Source organism: Pseudomonas entomophila, from assembly GCF_029193575.1.
GTDB lineage: Bacteria > Pseudomonadota > Gammaproteobacteria > Pseudomonadales > Pseudomonadaceae > Aquipseudomonas > Aquipseudomonas entomophila_G.
This window is the reverse complement of sequence record NZ_JARGCS010000056.1, coordinates 433,640-453,890: the sequence shown is the minus strand read 5'-3', so window position 1 is coordinate 453,890 and position 20,251 is coordinate 433,640. Positions and strand designations below refer to the sequence as shown.

Genomic DNA, 20,251 nt, shown 5'->3' with positions numbered 1-20,251 from the left:
GCGGGCCCGGCCCGCTCCTACAAGGTCACCACTGCCGCTGTAGGCGCGGGCTTGCCGCGCGATAGGGCCGCAACAGGCATAAAAAAACCGGCGCAAAAAGCGCCGGTTCTTCATTTCCCAACCAGGCCTCACAGCCCGTCGAGCATCGCCTTGTTACGCACCGCGCCCTTGTCGGCACTGGTCGCCAGCAGGGCATACGCTTTCAGCGCGGTGGTCACTTTGCGTGGACGCGCTTCAACCGGTTTCCAGCCTTTCTTGTCCTGCTCCACACGGCGCGCCGCCAGTTCCTCGTCGCTGACCAACAGGTTGATCGAGCGGTTCGGGATGTCGATCAGCACCTTGTCGCCGTCCTGCACCAGGCCGATGGCGCCGCCCGCTGCCGCTTCCGGCGAGGCGTGGCCGATCGACAGGCCCGAGGTGCCGCCGGAGAAGCGACCGTCGGTGAGCAGGGCGCAGGCCTTGCCCAGGCCCTTGGACTTCAGGTACGAGGTCGGGTACAGCATTTCCTGCATGCCCGGGCCGCCTTTCGGGCCTTCGTAGCGGATGATGACGATGTCACCGGCCTTCACCTCGTCGGCGAGGATGCCGCGCACGGCGCTGTCCTGGCTTTCGAAGATCTTCGCGGTGCCCTCGAAGACATGGATCGACTCGTCGACACCGGCGGTCTTCACCACGCAGCCGTCCAGCGCGATGTTGCCGTACAGCACGGCCAGGCCGCCTTCCTGCGAGTAGGCGTGCTCGACGCTGCGGATGCAGCCTTCGGCGCGGTCGTCGTCCAGGGTGTCCCAGCGGGTCGCCTGGCTGAACGCCACTTGGGTCGGGATGCCTGCCGGGCCAGCCTTGAAGAAGGTGTGCACGGCTTCGTCATCGGTCTGGGTGATGTCCCACTTGGCGATGGCTTCTTCCAGGCTGGGGCTGTGCACGGTCGGCAGGTCGGTGTGCAGCAGGCCGCCGCGGGCCAGCTCGCCGAGGATGCTGATGATGCCGCCGGCGCGGTGCACGTCCTCCATGTGGTACTTCTGGATGTTCGGCGCCACCTTGCACAGCTGCGGCACCTTGCGCGACAGACGGTCGATGTCGCGCAGGTCGAAGTCCACCTCGGCTTCCTGGGCCGCGGCCAGCAGGTGCAGGATGGTGTTGGTCGAGCCGCCCATGGCGATGTCCAGCGTCATGGCGTTCTCGAACGCCTTGAAGTTGGCGATATTGCGCGGCAGCACCGAGGCATCGTTGTCGTGGTAGTAGCGCTTGCACAGCTCGACGATGGTGCGGCCGGCGGTGAGGAACAGCTGCTCGCGGTCGGCGTGGGTGGCCAGGGTCGAACCGTTGCCCGGCAGGGCCAGGCCCAGGGCTTCGGTCAGGCAGTTCATCGAGTTCGCGGTGAACATGCCGGAGCACGAGCCGCAGGTCGGGCAGGCGCTGCGCTCGTACTCGGCGACCTTCTCGTCGGAGGCGCTGGAGTCGGCGGCGATGACCATCGCGTCGACCAGGTCCAGGCCGTGGCTGGCCAGCTTGGTCTTGCCGGCTTCCATCGGGCCGCCGGAAACGAAGATCACCGGGATGTTCAGGCGCAGGGCGGCCATCAGCATGCCGGGGGTGATCTTGTCGCAGTTGGAGATGCACACGATGGCGTCGGCGCAGTGGGCGTTGACCATGTACTCCACGGCGTCGGCGATGATCTCGCGGCTCGGCAGCGAGTACAGCATGCCGTCGTGGCCCATGGCGATGCCGTCATCGACCGCGATGGTGTTGAATTCCTTGGCCACGCCACCGGCGCGCTCGATCTCGCGGGCGACCAGTTGGCCCAGGTCCTTCAGGTGCACGTGGCCCGGGACGAACTGGGTGAACGAGTTGGCGATGGCGATGATCGGTTTCTTGAAGTCTTCGTCCTTCATCCCGGTGGCGCGCCAGAGGGCACGGGCACCCGCCATGTTGCGGCCCTGGGTGGAGGTCTTGGAACGGTAATCAGGCATGAAGCACTCCTGGCGGCTATATCAGGTCACGTAGTAGGGAAGTGAGCTTCTCTTGTCCTTTGTGCCCTAGGTCGGTTGCCGCTGGCACGGATGGGGCCGAAGACAGCGCGGGATCGCCACGTGCTTGGCCAGAGCTCATAAACCCGCCGGGGGATGTCTGGCGATGAATAGGCCGATTCTACACCGCTGGCGCGGCGAGGGAATGACGATGTGTCTGGACGGTGGTTTTCGTCATGTGAACATTGCCCTGTAGGACATCTCCGAAACACCTGGCCGGCGGTGTTCTAGCGCGGTCACTGCACCTATCATCCCTGCGCCGCATGTGCGGCATCACGAGCCAATACCTCAATGGACCTACCCAGTTTCAGTTCATCGCGAACCTGCAATCTGGCACTGAGCGCGCCGTCGCCAGGGCATCCGGAGGCTTGAGCCCGTGTGGCTGGGCTCTGCGGGCGCCTGCCTCGGCGCCTGGAGAACCTCCCATGCAATACCCCACCGACACCCTCGCCACCCCCCTCGACCTGCGCCAGGCAGCCCAGGCCCAGCGTGATCGCTTCCTGCAGCCCGGCCTGTACGAGGAAGGCAGCGCCGGCGCGCTGATGATCAGCCAATACTCCAGCCTCGACAGCGGCCTGAGCGCCCGCCAGGCCATCGACATGCTGCGGCGCGAGGCGGCGGACGCCGAAACCATCTATCAGTCCTACGTGCTGGATGCCGAGCGCAACCTGCTCGGCACCCTATCGCTGCGTGAACTGATCCTGGCGGCGCCTGACCAGCCGATCGAAGCCATCATGGTGCGCAAGGTCCTCTGCGTGACCACCGCGACCCGTCAGGAAGAAGTCGCCCGCCTGATCCGCGAGCACGACCTGCTGGCGGTGCCGGTGCTCGACGAGGTGGGCCGCCTGGTGGGCATCGTCACCTGCGACGAGGCGCTGGACGTGATGGTCGAAGAGGCCACCGAGGACTTCCACAAGGGTGCATCGATCACCAACCACATTGGCAACCTGAAGGACGCGAGTGTCGGCCTGATGTACCGCAAGCGCGTGCTGTGGCTGGTGTTGCTGGTGTTCGGCAACCTGTTCTCCGGGGCCGGGATCGCCGCGTTCGAGGACACCATCGCCGCCCATATCGCGCTGGTGTTCTTCCTGCCCTTGCTGGTGGACAGCGGCGGCAATGCCGGCGCCCAGTCGGCGACCCTGATGGTGCGCGGCCTGGCCACCGGCGAGGTGGTGCTGCGGGACTGGCTGCGCATGTTGTCGCGCGAGTGCGGCGTGGCGCTGGCGCTGGGCGGCACCATGGCGGTGGCGGTGGCTTCTCTGGGCGTATTGCGTGGTGGGCCTGAAATCGCCTGGATCGTGGCCAGCAGCATGCTGGTGATCGTGCTGATTGGCAGCCTGATCGGCATGAGCCTGCCGTTCATGCTCAGCCGGCTGAAGCTGGACCCTGCGACCGCGAGCGGGCCGCTGGTCACGTCGATCGCCGACGCGGTGGGCGTGTTGATCTACTTCGGTATCGCGTCGAGGGTGCTGGACATGTGATCGAGGGCCAGGGCTGCCGCGCGCGGCAGCCCTGGAGCGATCAGCTGTTGGGCAGCAAGCGGCAGGTGATGCTCTTGATGTAGCGGGTCTCGGCGATCGCCGGGTGCACCGGGTGGTCCGGGCCTTGGCCGCCGCGTTCGAGCAGTTGCAGGTTGCGGTCCAGGTGACGGGCGCTGGTCAGCAGGATGTTGTGCAGGTCGTCCTCGGGCAGGTGCATCGAGCACGAGGCGCTGACCAGGATGCCGTCCTTGGTCAGCATGCGCATGGCCTGCTCGTTGAGGCGGCGGTAGGCGGCCTCGCCGTTCTTCAGGTCTTTCTTGCGCTTGATGAACGCGGGCGGGTCGGCAACGATCACGTCGAAGCGCTCCTCGGCGGCCTTGAGCTCGCGCAGGGCCTCGAACACGTCGCCTTCGATGCAGGTCAGCTTGTCGCCGATGCCATTGAGCGCGGCGTTGCGCTCGACGCCGTCCAGGGCGAAGCCCGAGGCGTCGACGCAGAACACTTCGCTGGCGCCGAACGCGCCGGCCTGCACACCCCAGCCGCCGATGTAGCTGAACAGGTCGAGCACGCGCTTGCCCTTGACGTAGGGCGCCAGGCGCGCGCGGTTCATGCGGTGGTCGTAGAACCAGCCGGTCTTCTGGCCGTCGCGCACCGGGGCTTCGAACTTGACGCCGTTCTCTTCCAGGGCGACCCAGTCCGGCACCTCGCCGTAGACGGTCTCGACGTAACGCTGCAGGCCCTCGGCGTCGCGTGCGGCGGAGTCGTTCTTGAACAGGATCCCGCTGGGCTTGAGCACCTGCACCAGGGCGGCGATGACGTCGTCCTTGTGCGCCTCCATGGTGGCCGAGGCCAACTGCACCACGAGGATGTCGAAGAAGCGGTCGACCACCAGGCCAGGAAGCAGGTCGGAGTCGCCATACACCAGGCGGTAGCAGGGCTTGTCGAACAGCCGTTCGCGCAGCGACAGGGCGACGTTCAGGCGGTGCACCAGCAGCGACTTGTCCAGCGCCAGTTTGACGTCGCGCGACAGCAGGCGCGCGCAGATCAGGTTGTTCGGGCTCAGCGCGACGATGCCCAGCGGCTTGCCGTTGGCCGCTTCGAGAATCGCCTGCTGGCCGGCTTGCAGGCCCTGCAGCGGGGTCGCGACGACATCGACTTCGTTGCTGTAGACCCACAGGTGGCCGGCGCGCAGGCGGCGGTCGGCGTTGGCTTTGAGGCGAAGGCTGGGCAGGGACATGACGTCGCTCCGGGAAAAAAGAGCGGGAGTATACCGTGTTGGACCGGGGTTCGCTGGTGGGGTGGATGAAGTGTCGGGCCCTATCGCGGCTAAAGTAAACCGCCCAGGGAACGATCCAGTGATTGGTGCCCTGCCGGAGTACAGGGTTAGAATTCCCCTTCATTCCCGAGTATGTGCCCATGTCCCAGGAACTTACCGCCGAACAGATCCAGCAAGCCTTGCAAGGCATCACCATCCCGCCGCAGCCGCAGATCATGGTCGACCTGCAGTTCGAGCAGTACATGCCCGACCCTGATCTGGAAACCATCGCCAAGCTGATCGCGCAAGACCCCGGCCTCTCCGGCGCCCTGCTCAAGCTGGTGAACTCGCCGCACTTTGGCCTTTCCAACAAGATCGGCTCGATCCAGCGCGCGGTGAACCTGCTGGGCAGCCGTTCGGTCATCAACCTGATCAACGCCCAGTCGATCAAGGGCGAGATGACCGATGAAACCATCGTCACCCTCAACCGTTTCTGGGACACCGCCCAGGACGTGGCCATGACCTGCCTGACCCTGGCCAAGCGCACTGGCCTGCAAGCGGCGGACGAAGCCTACACCCTGGGCCTGTTCCACGACTGCGGCGTGCCGCTGATGCTCAAGCGCTTCCCCAACTACATGGAGGTGCTGGAGGAGGCCTACGCCGCGGCCAGCGACGAGGTCCGCGTGGTCGACACCGAGAACCGCGCCTTCAACACCAACCACTCGGTGGTCGGCTACTTCACCGCCAAGTCCTGGCGACTGCCGGAGCACCTGAGCGCGGCCATCGCCAACCACCACAACGCCCTGGCGGTATTCCGCGACGAGTCCTCGCGCAACACCCAGACCCAACTGAAGAACCTGCTGGCGGTGCTGAAGATGGCCGAGCACATCTGTGCCTCGTACCGGGTGCTGGGCAACCAGGCCGTGGACCACGAGTGGGAGGTGGTCGGGCCGCTGGTGCTGGACTACATCGGGTTGTCGGAGTACGACTTCGAGACCCTCAAGCAGAACATCCGTGAGATGGGCGGGCACTGATTCATGCCGGAATTGCCAGAAGTCGAAACCACCCGACGCGGTATCGCGCCGTACCTCGAAGGCCAGCGCGTCAGCCGCGTGGTGGTGCGTGACCGGCGCCTGCGCTGGCCGATCCCCGAGGACCTCGACGTGCGTTTGTCGGGGCAGCGCATCGTCACCGTCGAGCGGCGCGCCAAGTACCTGCTGATCAACGCCGAGGTCGGCACGCTGATCAGCCACCTGGGCATGTCCGGCAACCTGCGCCTGGTGGAGCTGGGGTTGCCGGCGGCCAAGCACGAGCACGTGGACATCGAGCTGGAGTCGGGGCTGATGCTGCGCTACACCGACCCGCGGCGTTTCGGCGCCATGCTCTGGAGCCAGGACCCGCTGAACCACGAGCTGCTGCTGCGCCTGGGGCCGGAGCCGCTGACCGAGCTGTTCGACGGCGAGCGCCTGTTCCAGCTGTCGCGCGGGCGGGCCATGGCGGTCAAGCCGTTCATCATGGACAACGCGGTGGTGGTGGGGGTGGGCAACATCTACGCCACCGAGGCGCTGTTCGCCGCGGGCATCGACCCACGCCGCGAGGCGGGCAGCGTGTCGCGGGCGCGCTATGTGAAGCTGGTGGGGGAGATCAAGCGGGTGCTGGCGGCGGCGATCGAGCGCGGCGGCACCACGTTGCGCGACTTCATCGGCGGCGACGGGCAGCCAGGGTATTTCCAGCAGGAGCTGTTCGCCTATGGGCGTGGCGGAGAATTGTGCAAGGTATGCGGCACGACCCTGCGCGAGGTGAAGCTGGGGCAGCGGGCGAGCGTGTATTGCCCGCGTTGCCAGCGCTGACCCCATCCCCTGAGCGGGCTTGCCCCGCGATGAGGCCGGCGAAAGCCCCGAAAACGCCTGGCCTCAGGCCTTGCCGGTGATCCGCCGGTACTTTTCCATCAGTTCGTCCTGGGTTTCCGGGTGCGCTTCATCCAGCGGGATGCAGTCGACCGGGCACACCTGCTGGCATTGCGGCTCGTCGTAATGGCCCACGCATTGGGTGCACAGGTTCGGGTCGATCACGTAGATCTCTTCGCCCTGGGAAATGGCGGCGTTCGGGCACTCGGGTTCGCAGACGTCGCAGTTGATGCAATCGTCGGTGATGATCAGGGACATGGGTACTCCGGCCGAGGCCTGTGGCCCGGGCATGTTTCAAAGGCGATGGGCACAATTGTGCCGCATTCGCGCCCGCAGTGCACGCGGGCGCGACGGTCAGGCGGTGGCAATCACTTGCGGAAGCGTTCGGTCAGGGCGTCGGCCACCGCCGGGTGGACGAACTTGCTGATGTCGCCGCCCAGCGCCGCGATCTCGCGCACCAGGGTCGAGGAAATGAACGAATAACGCTCCGACGGCGTCAGGAACAGGCTCTCGACGTCCGGCGCCAACTGACGGTTCATGTTCGCCAGCTGGAACTCGTACTCGAAGTCCGATACCGCGCGCAGGCCACGCAGGAACACATTGGCGTTCTGTTCCTTGGCGAAATGCGCCAGCAGGCTGGAGAAGCCGATGACTTCGACATTGGGCAGGTGCTTGGTGACCTCACGGGCCAGCCCGACCCGTTGTTCCAGCGGGAACAGGGGGTTCTTCTTGGGGCTGGCGGCCACTGCGATGATCACGTGGTCGAACAGGCGCGAGGCGCGCTCGACCAGGTCGCCATGGCCTTTGGTGATGGGGTCGAAAGTACCCGGGTACAACACTCGGTTCATCGCGTCATCCTGGCTGGAGTGCGTTGGGGAGTCGGATGGTAGCGCAGCGACTGCGCCCGGCCAAGTCACGCGGCCGGATGATGGCACTATAGACAGTGCGGATATTCGTTGTCATGCCCCGTGCGCCAGGCGGCTGGCCAAGGCGTCGCTGAGGCACGCGGTGATGGCGTACACCGACAATTGCGGGTTGGCGCCGATGCTGGTGGGAAACAGCGAACCATCGTGAATCGACAGGTTTTCCAACTGGTGGTGGCGCCCCAGGCTGTCGCATACCGCCTGGCGCGGGTCTTCGCCCAGGGCGCAGCCGCCCATCACATGGGCGCTGCCCAGGCGGGCGCGCAAGGGTTCCAGGCGCAGGCCGTCGATCAGCGCCTGGGCGTGCGCCAGGCTGGCGACGTAGCGGGCGTCGGCGTGCACCGGCATCACCCGGCTGGCGCCCGCGGCGAACTGCACCTGCGCCATGCTCTGGTAGGCGCGGCGCAGGCCATCGCGCAGGTAGTCGGTGACGCTGTAGTCGAGCACCGGCGAGCCATCGCCGCGCAGCTCCACTTGCCCGCCCGGGCTTTCGGGGTGAAAGCCGTCGCGCAGCAGTGCAAGCATCACATGGGTATGCGGCAGCTCGGCCATGCGTCGGGCGTTGTCCTGGCCGTGGCTGCCCAGCAGGGTGCTGGCCAGGGCCGGATGCAGGGGCGGCACCTCCAATTTGTAGCCGACCGCGCCGTCGACGCCGCCCTGCCACTGGAAGTGGTCGCTGTAGATGGATTGCGGGGCGCCGTAGTACGGGTCGATGCGCTCGGCGAAGCGCGCGGCGCTGAAGTTCACCAGGTGCAGGAAGGTGCGTTTGCCAAGGCAGCGATGCGGGTCGGGCGCCGCCGAGCGCAGCAGCAGCGCCGGGCTGTTGATGCCGCCGCCGGCGAGCACGTAGTGACGGGCCTGCACTCTGATACGACGCCCGTTGGGGTTTACACCTGCGGCGTCCAGGGCTTGGCAGTGCAGGGCGGCGATGCGCCCATCGGCGTGCTCGAAGCGCTCGGCGCGAGCCAGGTAGAGCAATTCGGCGCCACGTTCGAGGGCGGCCGGGATGCTGGTCACCAGCATCGACTGCTTGGCGTTGACCGGGCAACCCATGCCGCAATAGCCCAGGTTCCAGCAGCCGCGCACGTTGCGTGGGATCACCGCCCAGCGGTAGCCGAGCGCCTCGCAGCCGCGGCGCAGCACGTCGTTGTTGGCGTTTGGCGGCAGCGCCCAGGGGCTGATGCCCAGGTCCTGCTCCACACGCTCGAACCAGGGGCGCAGCGCCTCGCTGCCCAACCCCTTCACCGCATGCTCCTTGGCCCAGTGGGCGAGGGTCGGCTCGGGGGTGCGGAAGCTCGAGGTCCAGTTCACCACGGTGGTACCGCCTACGGCGCGGCCCTGGAGAATGGTGATCGCGCCGTCCTTGCTCATGCGCCCCAGGCCTTCCTGGTAGAGGCTGGCGTAGGCTTCGTCCTCCAGCAGGTGGAAGTCGCGGCTGGTGCGCAGTGGGCCTTCCTCGATCAGCAGCACCTTGAGCCCTGCCTCGCTGAGCCGCCGCGCACTGGTGGCGCCGCCCGCGCCGCTGCCGATCACCGCGACGTCTGCGGCCAGGGTCAGGTCCTGTTCGAGGCGCGAGCCGTCGTGGGTGATCCAGCCTCGTTCGAGGCCTTGGCGAAACGGGTCCGGTACTGGCATTCGAGGGTGCTCTTGTCGGTTGGCGATCAGATCTTCGGTGGGCCGGGGTAGCCGCACGCGGGCCAGGCCTGTGGGCATTCGTACCAGGCCATCAGCAGCAGTTGCAGCAATGAGGCATGGCCCATGCGCAGCAGGTTCAGCGAGCTGCCCTGCCAGCGTTGCAGGAACGCCTCGACCTGTTCCGGGCTGGCGCTGGCCCAGCCGCCCCAGACGCCGGTCAGCGGCCCGCGGGTGAAGGGCAGGCTGAGCACGTCGAACAGCTGGCGAGTGAGCTTGAGCATTTCCGGCGACAGCGCTGCGAGCTTGCGGTCCAGGCTATGCAGCACCGGGTCGGCGGTGGCGGCGGTGCCGGCCAGCACCACCGGGATCAGCACGCTGAGCAGCGGCAGGTCGTCGTCACGCAGGGCGCGGTAGCCCTGGGCGGGCGACTGGGGCGAGCAGCCGACCAGGCTCGCGGTGGCCAGGAAGGCGCTGGCGCCCAGGCTCAAGCGCAACAGTTCGCGACGCTGCATGGCCGGCCCCCGTTCAGCGGATGAACAGCTTGTGGACCAGGCGCTGCAAGGCCTTGCCGTAGGGCGGATAGATCAGCCGTGCGGCGTTCAGGCGTTGCTTGGCCAGCACCGCCTTGGCCTTGCTGAAGGTCAGGAAGCCGTCGTGACCGTGGTAATGGCCCATGCCGGACGGGCCGATGCCGCCGAACGGCAGGTTGTCCTGGGCCACGTGCAGCAGGGTGTCGTTCAGGCACACGCCGCCGGAGTGGGTGTGCTGCAGCACGCGCGCCTGCCCGGCGCGGTCGTAGCCGAAGTAGTACAGCGCCAGCGGGCGTGGGCGTTGGTTGATGTAGGCCAGGGCGCCGTCGAGGTCGTCGTAGGGCACCAGCGGCAGCAGCGGGCCGAAGATCTCGTCCTGCATCACCTGCATGTCGTCGTGCACATCCAGCAGCAGGTGGGGCGGCAGGCGGCGGCCCTGGCGGGGTTCGTCGGCATAGAGGTCGAGGACCTGGGCGCCTTTGCCGCGGGCGTCGGCCAACAGATGCTCCAGGCGTTGCAACTGGCGCGGGTTGATGATCGCGCTGTAGTCGGGGTTGTCGGCGATGCGTGGGTACAAGCGGTGCACGGCACGCTGGTAGGCGTCGGCGAAGGCGCCCTGGCGCTCGCGTGGCACCAGGACGTAGTCGGGGGCTACGCAGGTCTGGCCGGCGTTGAGGGTCTTGCCGAAGGCGATGCGTTCGGCGGCGGCGTCCAGCGGCACGTCGGTCGAGACGATGGCCGGTGACTTGCCGCCCAACTCCAGGGTCACGGGGGTCAGGTTGTGCGCGGCGGCCAGCATCACCTGGCGGCCGACGCTGGTGGCACCGGTGAACAACAAGTGATCGAAGGGCAGGCGGGCGAAGGCCTGGCCCACCGCGACCTCGCCGAGCACCACGCTGACCAGGTCGGCGGGAAACACCCGCTCGAGCAGCGCCTGGAGCGCCAGCCCGGTGGCCGGGGTGGCCTCGCTGAGCTTGAGCATCACCCGGTTGCCAGCGGCCAGCGCGCAGGTCAGCGGGCCGATGGCCAGGAACAGCGGGTAGTTCCACGGCACGATGACCCCCACCACCCCCAGCGGCTGGTACAGCACGCGGGCGCTGGCCGGCTGGAAGGCCAGGCCGACCGCGCGCCGTTGCGGGCGCATCCAGCGCGCGAGGTGGCGTTCGGCGTGGCGCAGGCCCTGCACCGAGGGCAACAGCTCGGCCACCAGCGTCTCGTCGGCGCTGCGCCCGTCGAAGTCGGCGTCGATGGCCTCGATCAACGCCTGGCGCCCGTCCAGCAGGGCTTCGCGCAGGCGCTTCAGCCATTGCCGGCGCTGGGCGGCCGGCGGCATGGGGTTGGCGGCGAAGGCCTGGCGCTGGGCGGCGAACGTCCCCTCCAGGGCGAGGTCGGAGTGCACAGGGGGCACGGCAAGGGACGACGTCATGGGGGCTCCGGTCAGGGGCGGCGAATCTCTAGAGCCTATACTCTAATCCCCCGGGCCGTGCGAGTTTTTTCATGTTGCCAACCGGTGCATCGCGACCACCCAAGGCCTTAAGATGAAGCCCTATCGAAGCCGTCAGACTGGGAGTCCAAGCATGGCCCCGCGCCTCAAGACCCGCGAGCGCATCGTGCAGAGCAGCCTGGAATTGTTCAACCAGCAGGGCGAACGCAGCGTCAGCACCAACCACATTGCCGCGCACATGGAAATATCGCCCGGCAACCTGTACTACCACTTCCCCAACAAGCAGGCGATCATCGCGCTGTTGTTCAGCCAGTACGAAGAGCTGGTCGACAGTTTCCTGCGCCCGCCCCAGGGCCGCGCTGCCACCGTCGAAGACAAGCGCTTCTACCTCAAGGCGTTGCTGGCGGCAATGTGGAACTACCGCTTTCTGCACCGTGACCTGGAGCACCTGCTGGAAAGCGACCCGGAGCTGGCCGCGCGCTACCGGCGCTTCTCCCAGCGCTGCTTGCAGCAAGGCCAGGCGATCTACCGGGGTTTCGTCGAGGCGGGCATCCTGGCCATGGATGCCTCGCAGATCGAGTCTTTGACCATCAACGCCTGGATCGTGCTGACCTCCTGGGTGCGTTTTCTCAGCACCACCCGCGAGCATTCCGCGCATTTGGGTGAAGAAGCCTTCAAGCGTGGCGTCTACCAGGTGCTGGTGCTCGAACTCGGCTTCGTCACCGCTGACGCCCGGCGCGCGGTGGATGCGCTGTGCCAGGAATTCCACATCCCCTTCAACCAGGCCCTGGAGCAGTGAGCCAGCGCCTTCGTGCCACCGATCAGGAGATTGTCATGCCCCTTGCGCAATTGATCACCCCGCAGCAACTGGCCGAGCGTCTGGGCTCGCCCGGGCTGGTGATCCTCGACTGTCGCTTCGCCCTGGAGGATGTCGACTATGGACAACGCAGCTTCGCCGAAGGGCATATCGCCGGGGCGCACTTCGCCGACCTTGAGCGCGACCTGAGTGGGCCGGTGGTCAAGGGCAGCACCGGGCGCCACCCGTTGCCGGAGCCGCGCCGGCTGGTCGAGCGCCTGCGCGAGTGGGGCGTGGACAACGACAGCCAGGTGGTGCTGTACGACGACGGCCCGGGTGCCTATGCCGCGCGCGCCTGGTGGTTGTTGGCCTGGCTGGGCAAGCGTGACGGTGTGTTCATCCTCGATGGCGGCCTGAAGGCCTGGCACGCCGCGCACCTGCCGCTGAGCCTCGACCCGCCGCTCAAGCGCGAGGGCGCGTTCAGCGGGCAGCCGGACGCCAAGCTGCTGATCGATGCCGAGCACCTGGGCAAGCGCCTGGGGCATGCCGAGTTGACCCTGATCGACGCCCGTGCGCTGCTGCGCTTCCGTGGCGAGGTGGAGCCGATCGACCCGGTCGCGGGGCATATTCCCGGCGCGCAATGCGCGGCGTTCACCGACAACCTGGGGGCCGATGGGCGCTTCCTGCCGGTGGAGCAGCTCAAGCAGCGCTTTGCCGAGAAGCTCGCAGGGCGCGCGCCGGAGCAGTTGGTGGCGTATTGCGGGTCGGGGGTGACGGCGTGTCACAACCTGTTTGCCTTGGCATTGGCGGGGTATCCGCTGGGGCGGCTGTATGCGGGGTCGTGGAGCGAGTGGATCAATGATCCACAGCGGGGCGTTGCGACCGGGGAGTAAGGTGATTCGGTGGGGCAGGCGTGGACACCGCAGAACCTGCGGCTCCCGTCACCGCCCCTCGACCAACCACTGCGGAATCCGCCGCTCCAGGTAATACCCCGGGTTGCGCAGGCTGCCATCGACGAACCCGACATGCCCGCCACGGCTGTGCAGCTCGAATTGCGTCTGCGGCGCCAACTCATCAGTCGTCGGCAAGCTATGGCCGAACACGAACGGGTCGTCGCTGGAATGGATGATCAGCGTCGGCGTGCGGTTCTCGCCCAGGTAATAGCGGCTCGACGCGCGCCGGTAGTAGTCGTGGGCATCACTGAAACCATTGAGTGGCGCAGTGACCTTGCCATCGAAATCCCAGAACGTGCGCAGGTTGCGCAGCGGCCCCAGGCGCTCGATCGACGCCAGGCCCTCATGGTGGCCCTGGTCGCGGAAATGCCGCTGCTTGTCCTGCACGTAGGCCAGCATCTCGCGCATGAAATGCGCCTGGTAGACCTTGGAGAACCCCTGGCCGATGCGGTCGGCGCACTGGTCCAGGCGAAACGGCACCGACACCGCCACCGCCGCTTCCAGCTGGCTGGCCGCACCACGTTCACCCAGGTACTTGAGCAATACGTTGCCCCCCAGCGAATACCCCACCGCGTACAACGGCGCCATTGGCCGTTGCGCGCGCAGGTGGGCGACGACTTCGGCCAGGTCCTCGCTGGCGCCGGAATGGTAACTGCGCGCCAGCAGGTTCGGCTCACCCGAGCAGCCGCGCCAGTTCAGCGCCACGCTGGCCCAGCCGCGCGCCTGCAAGGCCAGTTGCAGGCCCTTCACGTAAGGCGAGTCGGACGAGCCGGTCAGGCCATGCAGCACCAGCACCAGCGGCGTATCGGCCTGGTGCGGGCCGTGCCAGTCGAGGTCGAGGAAATCGCCATCGGCCAGCCACAGGCGTTCGCGGGTGCGGGTGAGAGGCGGCAGCTTGCGCCAGAGAGGCCCCCAGAGCGTTTGCAGGTGGGGGTTGGCAAGCCCGGGGGCCGGGCGGAAGGTGGCGGTGAGGCTGGGCATGACGGGCGACTCGTGGTGTGCCCGCCTAGAGTGCCATGAAACACCGCCACCCTGCCTGTGCTATTGGTCGGTCACAGGCTGCTCGGGCAAGGGCTGCTGGCTGGCGTCCGGCCCGACGCTGACGAACACCATGGCCTGCAGCTCAAGGCACTGAAGCGCACGCTTGATGTCCTGCTCGGTGAGGTTGGCCAGCCGTTCGACATAGCTGGACACGTGGTCGGCGGGCAGCCCCTGGCGGCCGAGGTCGCCCAGCAGCCCGGCCAGCGAGTGGTTGCGGGCGACCGCGCGCAGCAGTGCGCCGGCCAGTTGCTGGCGCGCCAGGGCGAGTTCGGCTGCGCTCGGCCCTTGTTCGACGAATTGCCTGACGATATCGGCCACCAGGTCCTGTGCCGCAGCGTTGTAGTGGGCGGCGATTTCCCATTCGATCGCCAACACCCCTGCCGCGCTCAAGGACACCAGTTGGGCTCTCACGTCATAGGTCAGCCCCCGGCGTTGACGCAACTCGCGCATCAACCGCGACTCCAGGCCAGTACCCAGTATTTCGCTGGCCAGCACCAAGGCCAGGTAGTCTGGCGCATCCGGCTGCATTTGGAAGGGCATCGCCAGCAGCACCCGGTCGCTCGTGCCTGGCTGTTCTATGTGGATGATTTCCGGCTCCGCAGCGGGCACCGCGGGCGTGTCTGCCGCTGCCCAGTGCTGGGGCAGCGCCTGGGTGAGGCCTTCGACGAGCGCCTCGGCTTGCTGGCGGGACAGGTCGCCCACCAACGACACCTGAAGGTTGTTGGCCGAGTAGGCCCGCTGGTGGAAGGCCCGCAACTGATCGGGGGTGATGGCGTTCACGCCGTCTTGCGAGCCGTTCAAGGCATGGGCGTAAGGGTGGCCGGCGAACAGGTGACGGAAGGCTTCGTTGCGTGCTCGGGTGGTCGCGCCGGTCTCCTGGGCGGCCTGGTGGGCCAGCAGTTGCTGCTTGACCCTCGCCACGGCGGAGGGATGGAACGCGGGGTGGGCGACCATATCGGTCAGCAACTCGACGGCGGGGGCCAACACGTCGTGGTCCGACAGGCTGCGTAGGTTCAGGGTGACGTGCTCCGGGCGGACGCGCTTGTCGATGAGCGCGCCGAGCTCGTCCAGGCGTTCGGCGAACAGGTTGGCGTCCAGGGTTTGCGTGCCTTCGTCCAGCAGGTAGAGGACCAGTGCCGCCAGGCCCGGCGTTTCACCCTCCAGCGCCCGGCCCGCCTTGAAGTCCAGTACCAGGTCGACGATCGGCAGTTCGCGGGAGGGAACGAACAGGACGCGAGTGCCGGCCTCTGTCTCCCAGCTCTGGACGGGGGTACGCACAGGTTCGAGGGTGGTCAGGTCCAGCCCTTGCGCGGACGTCAACTGTTCGACCGGTGAGTTTAGCGTCGGGTTTGCGAGGTGGGTGGTATCGGTACGAGTCAGGTCATTCATGGTGGTTCTCCTGGCCTTGCATGCAGGTGATGCTCAAGCGGCCCCTGCTGAGGTAGGCCTGTGCAACGTCGCGCACCTGCTCTGGCGTGACCTGTTCAATGGCCTGTCGCTCGTCGTCGAGCAGGGTGGGATCGAGGCCGCTGATGGCGTACTGGCCGATGGCGAGTGCCTGTTCGTGAAGGTCGTCGCGGGCGAAGCTCAGGCTGGCCAGCAGCCGGGCTTTGGCCCGCTTCAGCTCCGCTGCCAGGGGAGGGACTTGCCCAAGCGTGAGCACTTCGTCGAGCACCCGCTGCGCGGCCTGCGCTGGCTTGATGGTCGTAGCGTTGGAGAACAGGTACATCGTCAGCAGGCCATCGCCGCGCCGCAGGTGCTGATAGCTCGACCTGATGCCTTGCAGCACCGAGTTATCGCGTACCAGCAGGCGGTTGAGCCGCGCGCTGCTGCCTTCGGTGAGCAACTGCGGCACCAGCCGCAGGGCGTGGGCATGATCGGGCTCGGCGGTGGTGGCCAGGCTGGGCGTGTTGAAGTCGAGGATCACGCCTTCGCGCAGGCCGGGCAGGGCCACGGTCTGCTGGCGCAGGGTCAGCCCCTCGCTGGCCCTGGGGGGTGTTCGCTCGGGCGTCGCGGTGTGTGGCAGCGACGCGAAGTGGCGCTCGACCAGCGGACGCAGGCGGGCTACGTCGATGTCGCCGACCACTACCAGCGTGGCATTGTTCGGGTGATACCAGGTGCGATACCAGTCCTGGACAGCCATGAGGGTCATACCCTCGAGGTCGCGCTGATGGCCGATCGCCGGCGTTGCGTAGGGACTGCTGCCATGGGCCAGTGCCTTGCTGCGCTCAGCGGCCAAGCCCAGCGGGTAGTTGTCGACCCGTGTGCGACGTTCGGCCTTGACCACGTCCAGCTCCCGCTCGAACGTCGAGGCACCGAGGGTGGCGCTGGCCATTGAGTCGGCCATGGCTTCCAGCGCTATCTCCAGGCGGCTGGCCGGCAAGGTGACGGGAAAGCAGGTGGCGTCATCGCTGGTGAAGGCCCCGGACGTGCCGCCCAGGCGCGTCATCAGGCGGCTGTACTGCCCGGGAGCGAGCTTGCTGCTGCCCTCGAACATCAGGTGTTCCAGCAGGTGCGAGAGGCCGGAGCGGCCCGGCGGTTCGTAGCTGGCGCCGACGTGGTACCAAAGTTGCGCGGTCACCAGCGAGGCGCGGTGGTCTTCACGCAGGTAGACCTTGAGGCCATTGGCGAGGGCGAAGTGTTGCAGGCGCTGCGCCGAAGCGCCGCGAGGATCGGAAGGGGATGGCATGGTGTGAAGCACTCCTGGGTGGCGATGCACCGCAGCAGCTTCGACCAAGGGAGAGGGCCGCCTGCGTTAGATAGATACGCAGGCGGCCATGTTGCTGGTCAGCCCCGTTGCCAGAGCGCGTAGTGCACCTGGCCGGTCTTCTTCTCCCGGTGCAGGCGCCAGTTGCCTGGCAGTTGCAGGGAAGAGGGCGCGGCCTCGCTCTCGGTGTAGATCCACGCTTGCCCGCGCAGCCACTGGCCTTGCTCCAGCAGTTGGCAGGTATTGGCCAGCAGGTCCTGGTGGAACGGCGGGTCGAGGAACACCAGGTCGAACTGTTGCTTGGCCGGGCCTTGCAGGTAGCGCAGGGCATCGGTCTGGAGGATCTGCCCACGTGGACAGCGCAGGAGCTCGAGGTTGTCCTTGAGGTTGGCGATGGCGGCGGGGTTGCTGTCCAGCGCCACGGCATCCTTGGCCCCGCGTGACAGGGCTTCGAGCACCAGCGCGCCGCTGCCGGTGAAGGCATCGAGCACCAGGGCGCCCTCGATGTAGGGTGCCAGCCAGTTGAACAGGGTCTCGCGCACCCGGTCAGGGGTCGGACGCAGGCCTTCGCCCTCCGGCACCGCCAGGCGGCGGCTGCGCCACTCGCCGGCGATGATGCGCAGGTGCCCCTGGCCCTTGCTGTTGGCCTGGCCCTTGGGGGCTGGGGAATGTGCTCTTGCCATCAATGCTCCGGTACGCCGAGCGGCTGCTCGGCGGGTTTGTCAGTGGGCGCTGGCAGCGCTTGCTGCGCCACGGTCGGGCCGACCGTGACGATGACCAGCTTGTCCGCCGCCAGGTGCTTGTTCATCGCTGTCTTGACCTGTTCGACGGTCAGCGCCTGGGACTGCTGCATGAAGTCCTCCAGCCAGGTCAGCGGCAAGTTGTAGAAGCCGATGGCGGCCAATTGGCCGACGATGCTCATGTTGCTGGCGTTGGACAGTGGGAAGCTGCCGGCCAGCTCGCGCTTGGCGTCGTCCAGTTCCTGCTGGGTCGGGCCGTTCTTCAGGTAGTCGGCGAGGATGTCCTGCACCAGCTTGAGCGTGCCTTCGCTGAGCTCGGCACGGGTCTGCAGGTTGATCATGAACGGGCCGCGCACCTGCATGGGGCTGAACGCCGAATAGACGCCGTAGGTCAGCCCGCGTTTCTCGCGCACTTCGCTCATCAGCCGGGTGCCGAAGGCGCCACCGCCGAGGATCTGGTTGCCCAGCGACAGGGCGGCCCAGTCCGGGTCCTGGCGGGTGATGCCCAGCTCGGCGAGCATCAGGTGCGTCTGCTTGCTCGGGAAGTCGATGTGGGTGACCCCGGCCTTGGGCTCGGTGGGCACGCCCGGGGCCGCCAGTGCCTGGCCCTTGGGCAGGGCGGCGGAGACCTGGGCGGCGATCGCCTCGGCCTCGCTGCGGTCGAGGTCGCCCACCAGCGCGATCACCGCGTTGCCCGCGGCATAGCCCTTGGCGTGGAACGCGCGCAACTGCGCCAGGGTGATGCCCGGCAGGCTCGCCGCCGTGCCGTCGCTGGGGTGGGCGTAGGGGTGGTTGCCGTAGAGGTTGGCGAACAGCGCCTTGCCGGCGATCTTGCCGGGGTTCTGCTTCTCGTATTCGAAGCCGGCCAGCAGTTGGTTCTTGATGCGCTTGAGGGCGTCTTCCGGGAAGGTCGGCTGGCCGACCACCTCGGCGAACAGCTTCAGGGCCGGCTCGCGCTTGTCGCTGGCGCTCAGGCTGCGCAGCGAGGCCACGGCCATGTCGCGGTACGAGCCGTTGCCGAAGTCCGCGCCCAGGCCCTCGAAGCCCTGGGCGATGGCGGTGACGTCCTTGCCGGCCACGCCTTCGTTGAGCATGGCGTTGGTCAGCGTGGCCAGGCCGGGGATGTCACCGTCCTGGCTGCTGCCGGCGGCGAAGGTCACGCGCAGGTCGAACATCGGCAGTTCGCGGGCCTCGACGAACAGCACCCGGGCGCCTTCGGCGGTGTTCCAGTGCTGGATGTTCAACTGGCGCCGGCTTGGAGCCTTGCCGTCGAGCTCGGCCAGCGATTGCAGGGTGTTGGCCGGGCGTGCGGCGCTGGCGGCGTCGTCGGACTGCGCCGGGCGGGCCAGCACCACGGCCAGCGCCACCACCCCGGCGATGATGCCGAGGCCGTACAGGGTGTAGCGGGGGGCGCTGCGATCACTCATGAGCGGACTCCTCGGGCAGGACATGGGCAACGCTCAGGCGTTCGCGGGTGAAATAGGTGCGCGCGGCGTTCTGGATGTCTTCGGGGGTGACCCGCTTGAGCTCGTCCAGCTCGCTGTCGATCAGCTTCCACGACAGGCCGACGGTTTCCAGCTGGCCGATGGTGGTGGCCTGGCTGCTGATGGAGTCGCGCTCGTAGACCAGCCCGGCGATCACCTGGGCGCGCACGCGCTCCACTTCCTCGGCGGTCGGCGGGGTGTTCTTGAGTTCGTCGAGCAACTGCCAGATGCCCTTCTCGACATCGGCGAGGGTCTTGTGCTTTTGCACGTTCGGCGTGGCCGAGACCAGGAACAGGCTGTCGCCACGGGTGAAGGCGTTGTAGCTGGACGAGGCGCCGGCCACCAGCTCCTGGCCGCGTTCCAGCCGCGCCGGCATGCGCGCGCTGTAGCCGCCGTCGAGCAGGGCCGAGATCAGGCGCAGGGCGTGGACGCTGCGTGGGTCCTTGGCGGTGGCCAGGCCCGGCACGTTGAAGCCGTAGATCAGGCTCGGCAGTTGCGTGCGCACGTGCAGGGTAATCTGCCGCAGGCCCGGCTCGGCCAGCTCCAGCGGCAGCTTGGCCGGTGGCACGGCGCGCTTGGGGATGGCGCCGAAGTACTGGGTCGCCAGGCCCTTGACCTCGTCGAGGGTGACGTCGCCGACCACCACCAGGGTGGCGTTGTTGGGGGCGTACCAGGATTCGTACCAGTGCCGCAGCTCCTCGACCTTCATGCGCTCGAGGTCGGCCATCCAGCCGATGGTCGGGGTGTGGTAGCCGCTGGCCGGGTAGGCCATGGCGCGGAACAGCTCGAAGGCCTTGGCGTTGGGCTGGTCGTCGGTGCGCAGGCGGCGTTCTTCCTTGATCACCTCGATTTCGCGGCTGAACTCGTCGGCCGGCAGGCGCAGGCTGGCCAGGCGATCGGCCTCCAGCTCCAGGGCTACCGGCAGGCGGTCGCGGGCCAGCACCTGGTAATAGGCGGTGTAGTCATCGCTGGTGAAGGCGTTCTCCTCGGCGCCGAGGTCGCGCAGGATGCGCGACGCCTCGCCGGGGCCGACCTTGGCGCTACCCTTGAACATCATGTGCTCGAGGGCGTGGGACAGGCCTGTCTGGCCCGGGGTCTCGTAGCTGGAGCCGACCTTGTACCAGATCTGCGATACCACCACCGGGGCGCGATGGTCTTCGCGCACGACCACTTTCAGGCCGTTGTCGAGGATGAACTCGTGGGTGGGTTGCGGGTCGGCGGCGACGGCGGCGAACGGCAGGCAGAGCGTGCTGAGCAGCAGGCCAGCGGCGCGGCGGGCTAGAGCATTCATACGATGGTTAACCTGTACGGCGGCCCGCGTGGGTTTA

At 67.4% G+C, this 20,251-nt stretch carries 18 protein-coding genes; 5 read left to right on the top strand and 13 right to left on the bottom strand.

Features of this window, described 5'->3' with window-relative positions; genetic code table 11:
- Nucleotides 1-128: 128 nt before the first annotated feature.
- Entirely contained in the window at nucleotides 129-1,970 is a 1,842-nt protein-coding gene (gene ilvD, locus P0Y43_RS25795; protein WP_275640072.1) for a dihydroxy-acid dehydratase, read from the bottom strand.
- 482 nt (nucleotides 1,971-2,452) lie between these two features.
- Between ilvD and mgtE the strand changes: the two genes are divergently transcribed.
- On the top strand, nucleotides 2,453-3,508 hold the full coding sequence (gene mgtE, locus P0Y43_RS25790) for a magnesium transporter (protein ID WP_275640071.1): 1,056 nt from the start codon (nucleotides 2,453-2,455) through the stop codon (nucleotides 3,506-3,508).
- Nucleotides 3,509-3,548: 40 nt separating this feature from the next.
- On the opposite strand, the gene P0Y43_RS25785 is transcribed toward mgtE, so the two are convergent.
- Nucleotides 3,549-4,745, bottom strand: coding sequence for a class I SAM-dependent rRNA methyltransferase (locus tag P0Y43_RS25785; protein ID WP_275640070.1), 1,197 nt, complete (start codon nucleotides 4,743-4,745; stop codon nucleotides 3,549-3,551).
- A 233-nt stretch (nucleotides 4,746-4,978) separates the two neighbouring features.
- Here P0Y43_RS25785 and P0Y43_RS25780 point away from each other — a divergent pair, with 233 nt between their 5' ends.
- On the top strand, nucleotides 4,979-5,797 hold the full coding sequence (locus P0Y43_RS25780; protein ID WP_275640231.1) for an HDOD domain-containing protein: 819 nt from the start codon (nucleotides 4,979-4,981) through the stop codon (nucleotides 5,795-5,797).
- A gap of 3 nt (nucleotides 5,798-5,800) precedes the next feature.
- The gene (mutM, locus tag P0Y43_RS25775) at nucleotides 5,801-6,613 is read left to right on the top strand and encodes a bifunctional DNA-formamidopyrimidine glycosylase/DNA-(apurinic or apyrimidinic site) lyase (protein WP_275640069.1); all 813 of its coding nucleotides are present in this window, start codon (nucleotides 5,801-5,803) and stop codon (nucleotides 6,611-6,613) included.
- A gap of 63 nt (nucleotides 6,614-6,676) precedes the next feature.
- Here the strand turns inward: mutM and P0Y43_RS25770 are convergent, their stop codons facing one another.
- From P0Y43_RS25770 to P0Y43_RS25750, 5 genes are all read right to left on the bottom strand, one after another.
- Complete coding sequence (locus tag P0Y43_RS25770; RefSeq protein ID WP_275640068.1) at nucleotides 6,677-6,928, bottom strand: YfhL family 4Fe-4S dicluster ferredoxin; 252 nt, start codon at nucleotides 6,926-6,928, stop codon at nucleotides 6,677-6,679.
- Nucleotides 6,929-7,038: 110 nt separating this feature from the next.
- A complete protein-coding gene (coaD, locus tag P0Y43_RS25765; RefSeq protein ID WP_275640067.1) occupies nucleotides 7,039-7,518 on the bottom strand; it encodes a pantetheine-phosphate adenylyltransferase in 480 nt (159 codons plus the stop codon).
- Nucleotides 7,519-7,629: 111 nt separating this feature from the next.
- Entirely contained in the window at nucleotides 7,630-9,228 is a 1,599-nt protein-coding gene (locus P0Y43_RS25760) for a GMC family oxidoreductase (RefSeq protein ID WP_275640066.1), read from the bottom strand.
- Between the two features lie 26 nt (nucleotides 9,229-9,254).
- Nucleotides 9,255-9,740 carry a twin-arginine translocation pathway signal protein gene (locus P0Y43_RS25755; protein ID WP_275640065.1) on the bottom strand — a complete coding sequence of 162 codons (486 nt, stop codon included), beginning with the start codon at nucleotides 9,738-9,740 and terminating at the stop codon, nucleotides 9,255-9,257.
- 13 nt (nucleotides 9,741-9,753) lie between these two features.
- Nucleotides 9,754-11,184 carry a coniferyl aldehyde dehydrogenase gene (locus tag P0Y43_RS25750; protein ID WP_275640064.1) on the bottom strand — a complete coding sequence of 477 codons (1,431 nt, stop codon included), beginning with the start codon at nucleotides 11,182-11,184 and terminating at the stop codon, nucleotides 9,754-9,756.
- A 151-nt stretch (nucleotides 11,185-11,335) separates the two neighbouring features.
- Between P0Y43_RS25750 and P0Y43_RS25745 the strand changes: the two genes are divergently transcribed.
- Nucleotides 11,336-12,001, top strand: a complete 666-nt coding sequence (locus P0Y43_RS25745) for a TetR/AcrR family transcriptional regulator (protein ID WP_275640063.1) — start codon at nucleotides 11,336-11,338, stop codon at nucleotides 11,999-12,001.
- Nucleotides 12,002-12,036: 35 nt separating this feature from the next.
- Nucleotides 12,037-12,891 (top strand): sulfurtransferase, encoded by an 855-nt coding sequence (locus P0Y43_RS25740; protein ID WP_275640062.1) that lies wholly within the window; start codon nucleotides 12,037-12,039, stop codon nucleotides 12,889-12,891.
- Nucleotides 12,892-12,939: 48 nt separating this feature from the next.
- Here the strand turns inward: P0Y43_RS25740 and P0Y43_RS25735 are convergent, their stop codons facing one another.
- The 6 genes from P0Y43_RS25735 to P0Y43_RS25710 all read right to left on the bottom strand — a co-directional run bounded on the left by P0Y43_RS25735 (nucleotide 12,940) and on the right by P0Y43_RS25710 (nucleotide 20,214).
- A complete protein-coding gene (locus P0Y43_RS25735) occupies nucleotides 12,940-13,932 on the bottom strand; it encodes a hydrolase (RefSeq protein ID WP_275640061.1) in 993 nt (330 codons plus the stop codon).
- A 60-nt stretch (nucleotides 13,933-13,992) separates the two neighbouring features.
- Nucleotides 13,993-15,381 (bottom strand): M16 family metallopeptidase, encoded by a 1,389-nt coding sequence (locus tag P0Y43_RS25730; protein WP_275640060.1) that lies wholly within the window; start codon nucleotides 15,379-15,381, stop codon nucleotides 13,993-13,995.
- Nucleotides 15,374-16,681 (bottom strand): M16 family metallopeptidase, encoded by a 1,308-nt coding sequence (locus P0Y43_RS25725; protein ID WP_275640059.1) that lies wholly within the window; start codon nucleotides 16,679-16,681, stop codon nucleotides 15,374-15,376. The genes P0Y43_RS25730 and P0Y43_RS25725 overlap by 8 nt, the downstream gene beginning before the upstream one ends.
- Nucleotides 16,682-16,779: 98 nt before the next feature.
- A complete protein-coding gene (gene rsmD, locus P0Y43_RS25720) occupies nucleotides 16,780-17,382 on the bottom strand; it encodes a 16S rRNA (guanine(966)-N(2))-methyltransferase RsmD (RefSeq protein ID WP_275640058.1) in 603 nt (200 codons plus the stop codon).
- Nucleotides 17,382-18,866 carry a M16 family metallopeptidase gene (locus tag P0Y43_RS25715; protein WP_275640057.1) on the bottom strand — a complete coding sequence of 495 codons (1,485 nt, stop codon included), beginning with the start codon at nucleotides 18,864-18,866 and terminating at the stop codon, nucleotides 17,382-17,384. Before P0Y43_RS25715 ends, rsmD begins: the two co-directional genes overlap by 1 nt.
- Nucleotides 18,859-20,214, bottom strand: a complete 1,356-nt coding sequence (locus P0Y43_RS25710; protein ID WP_275640056.1) for a M16 family metallopeptidase — start codon at nucleotides 20,212-20,214, stop codon at nucleotides 18,859-18,861. Before P0Y43_RS25710 ends, P0Y43_RS25715 begins: the two co-directional genes overlap by 8 nt.
- Nucleotides 20,215-20,251: the final 37 nt, after the last annotated feature.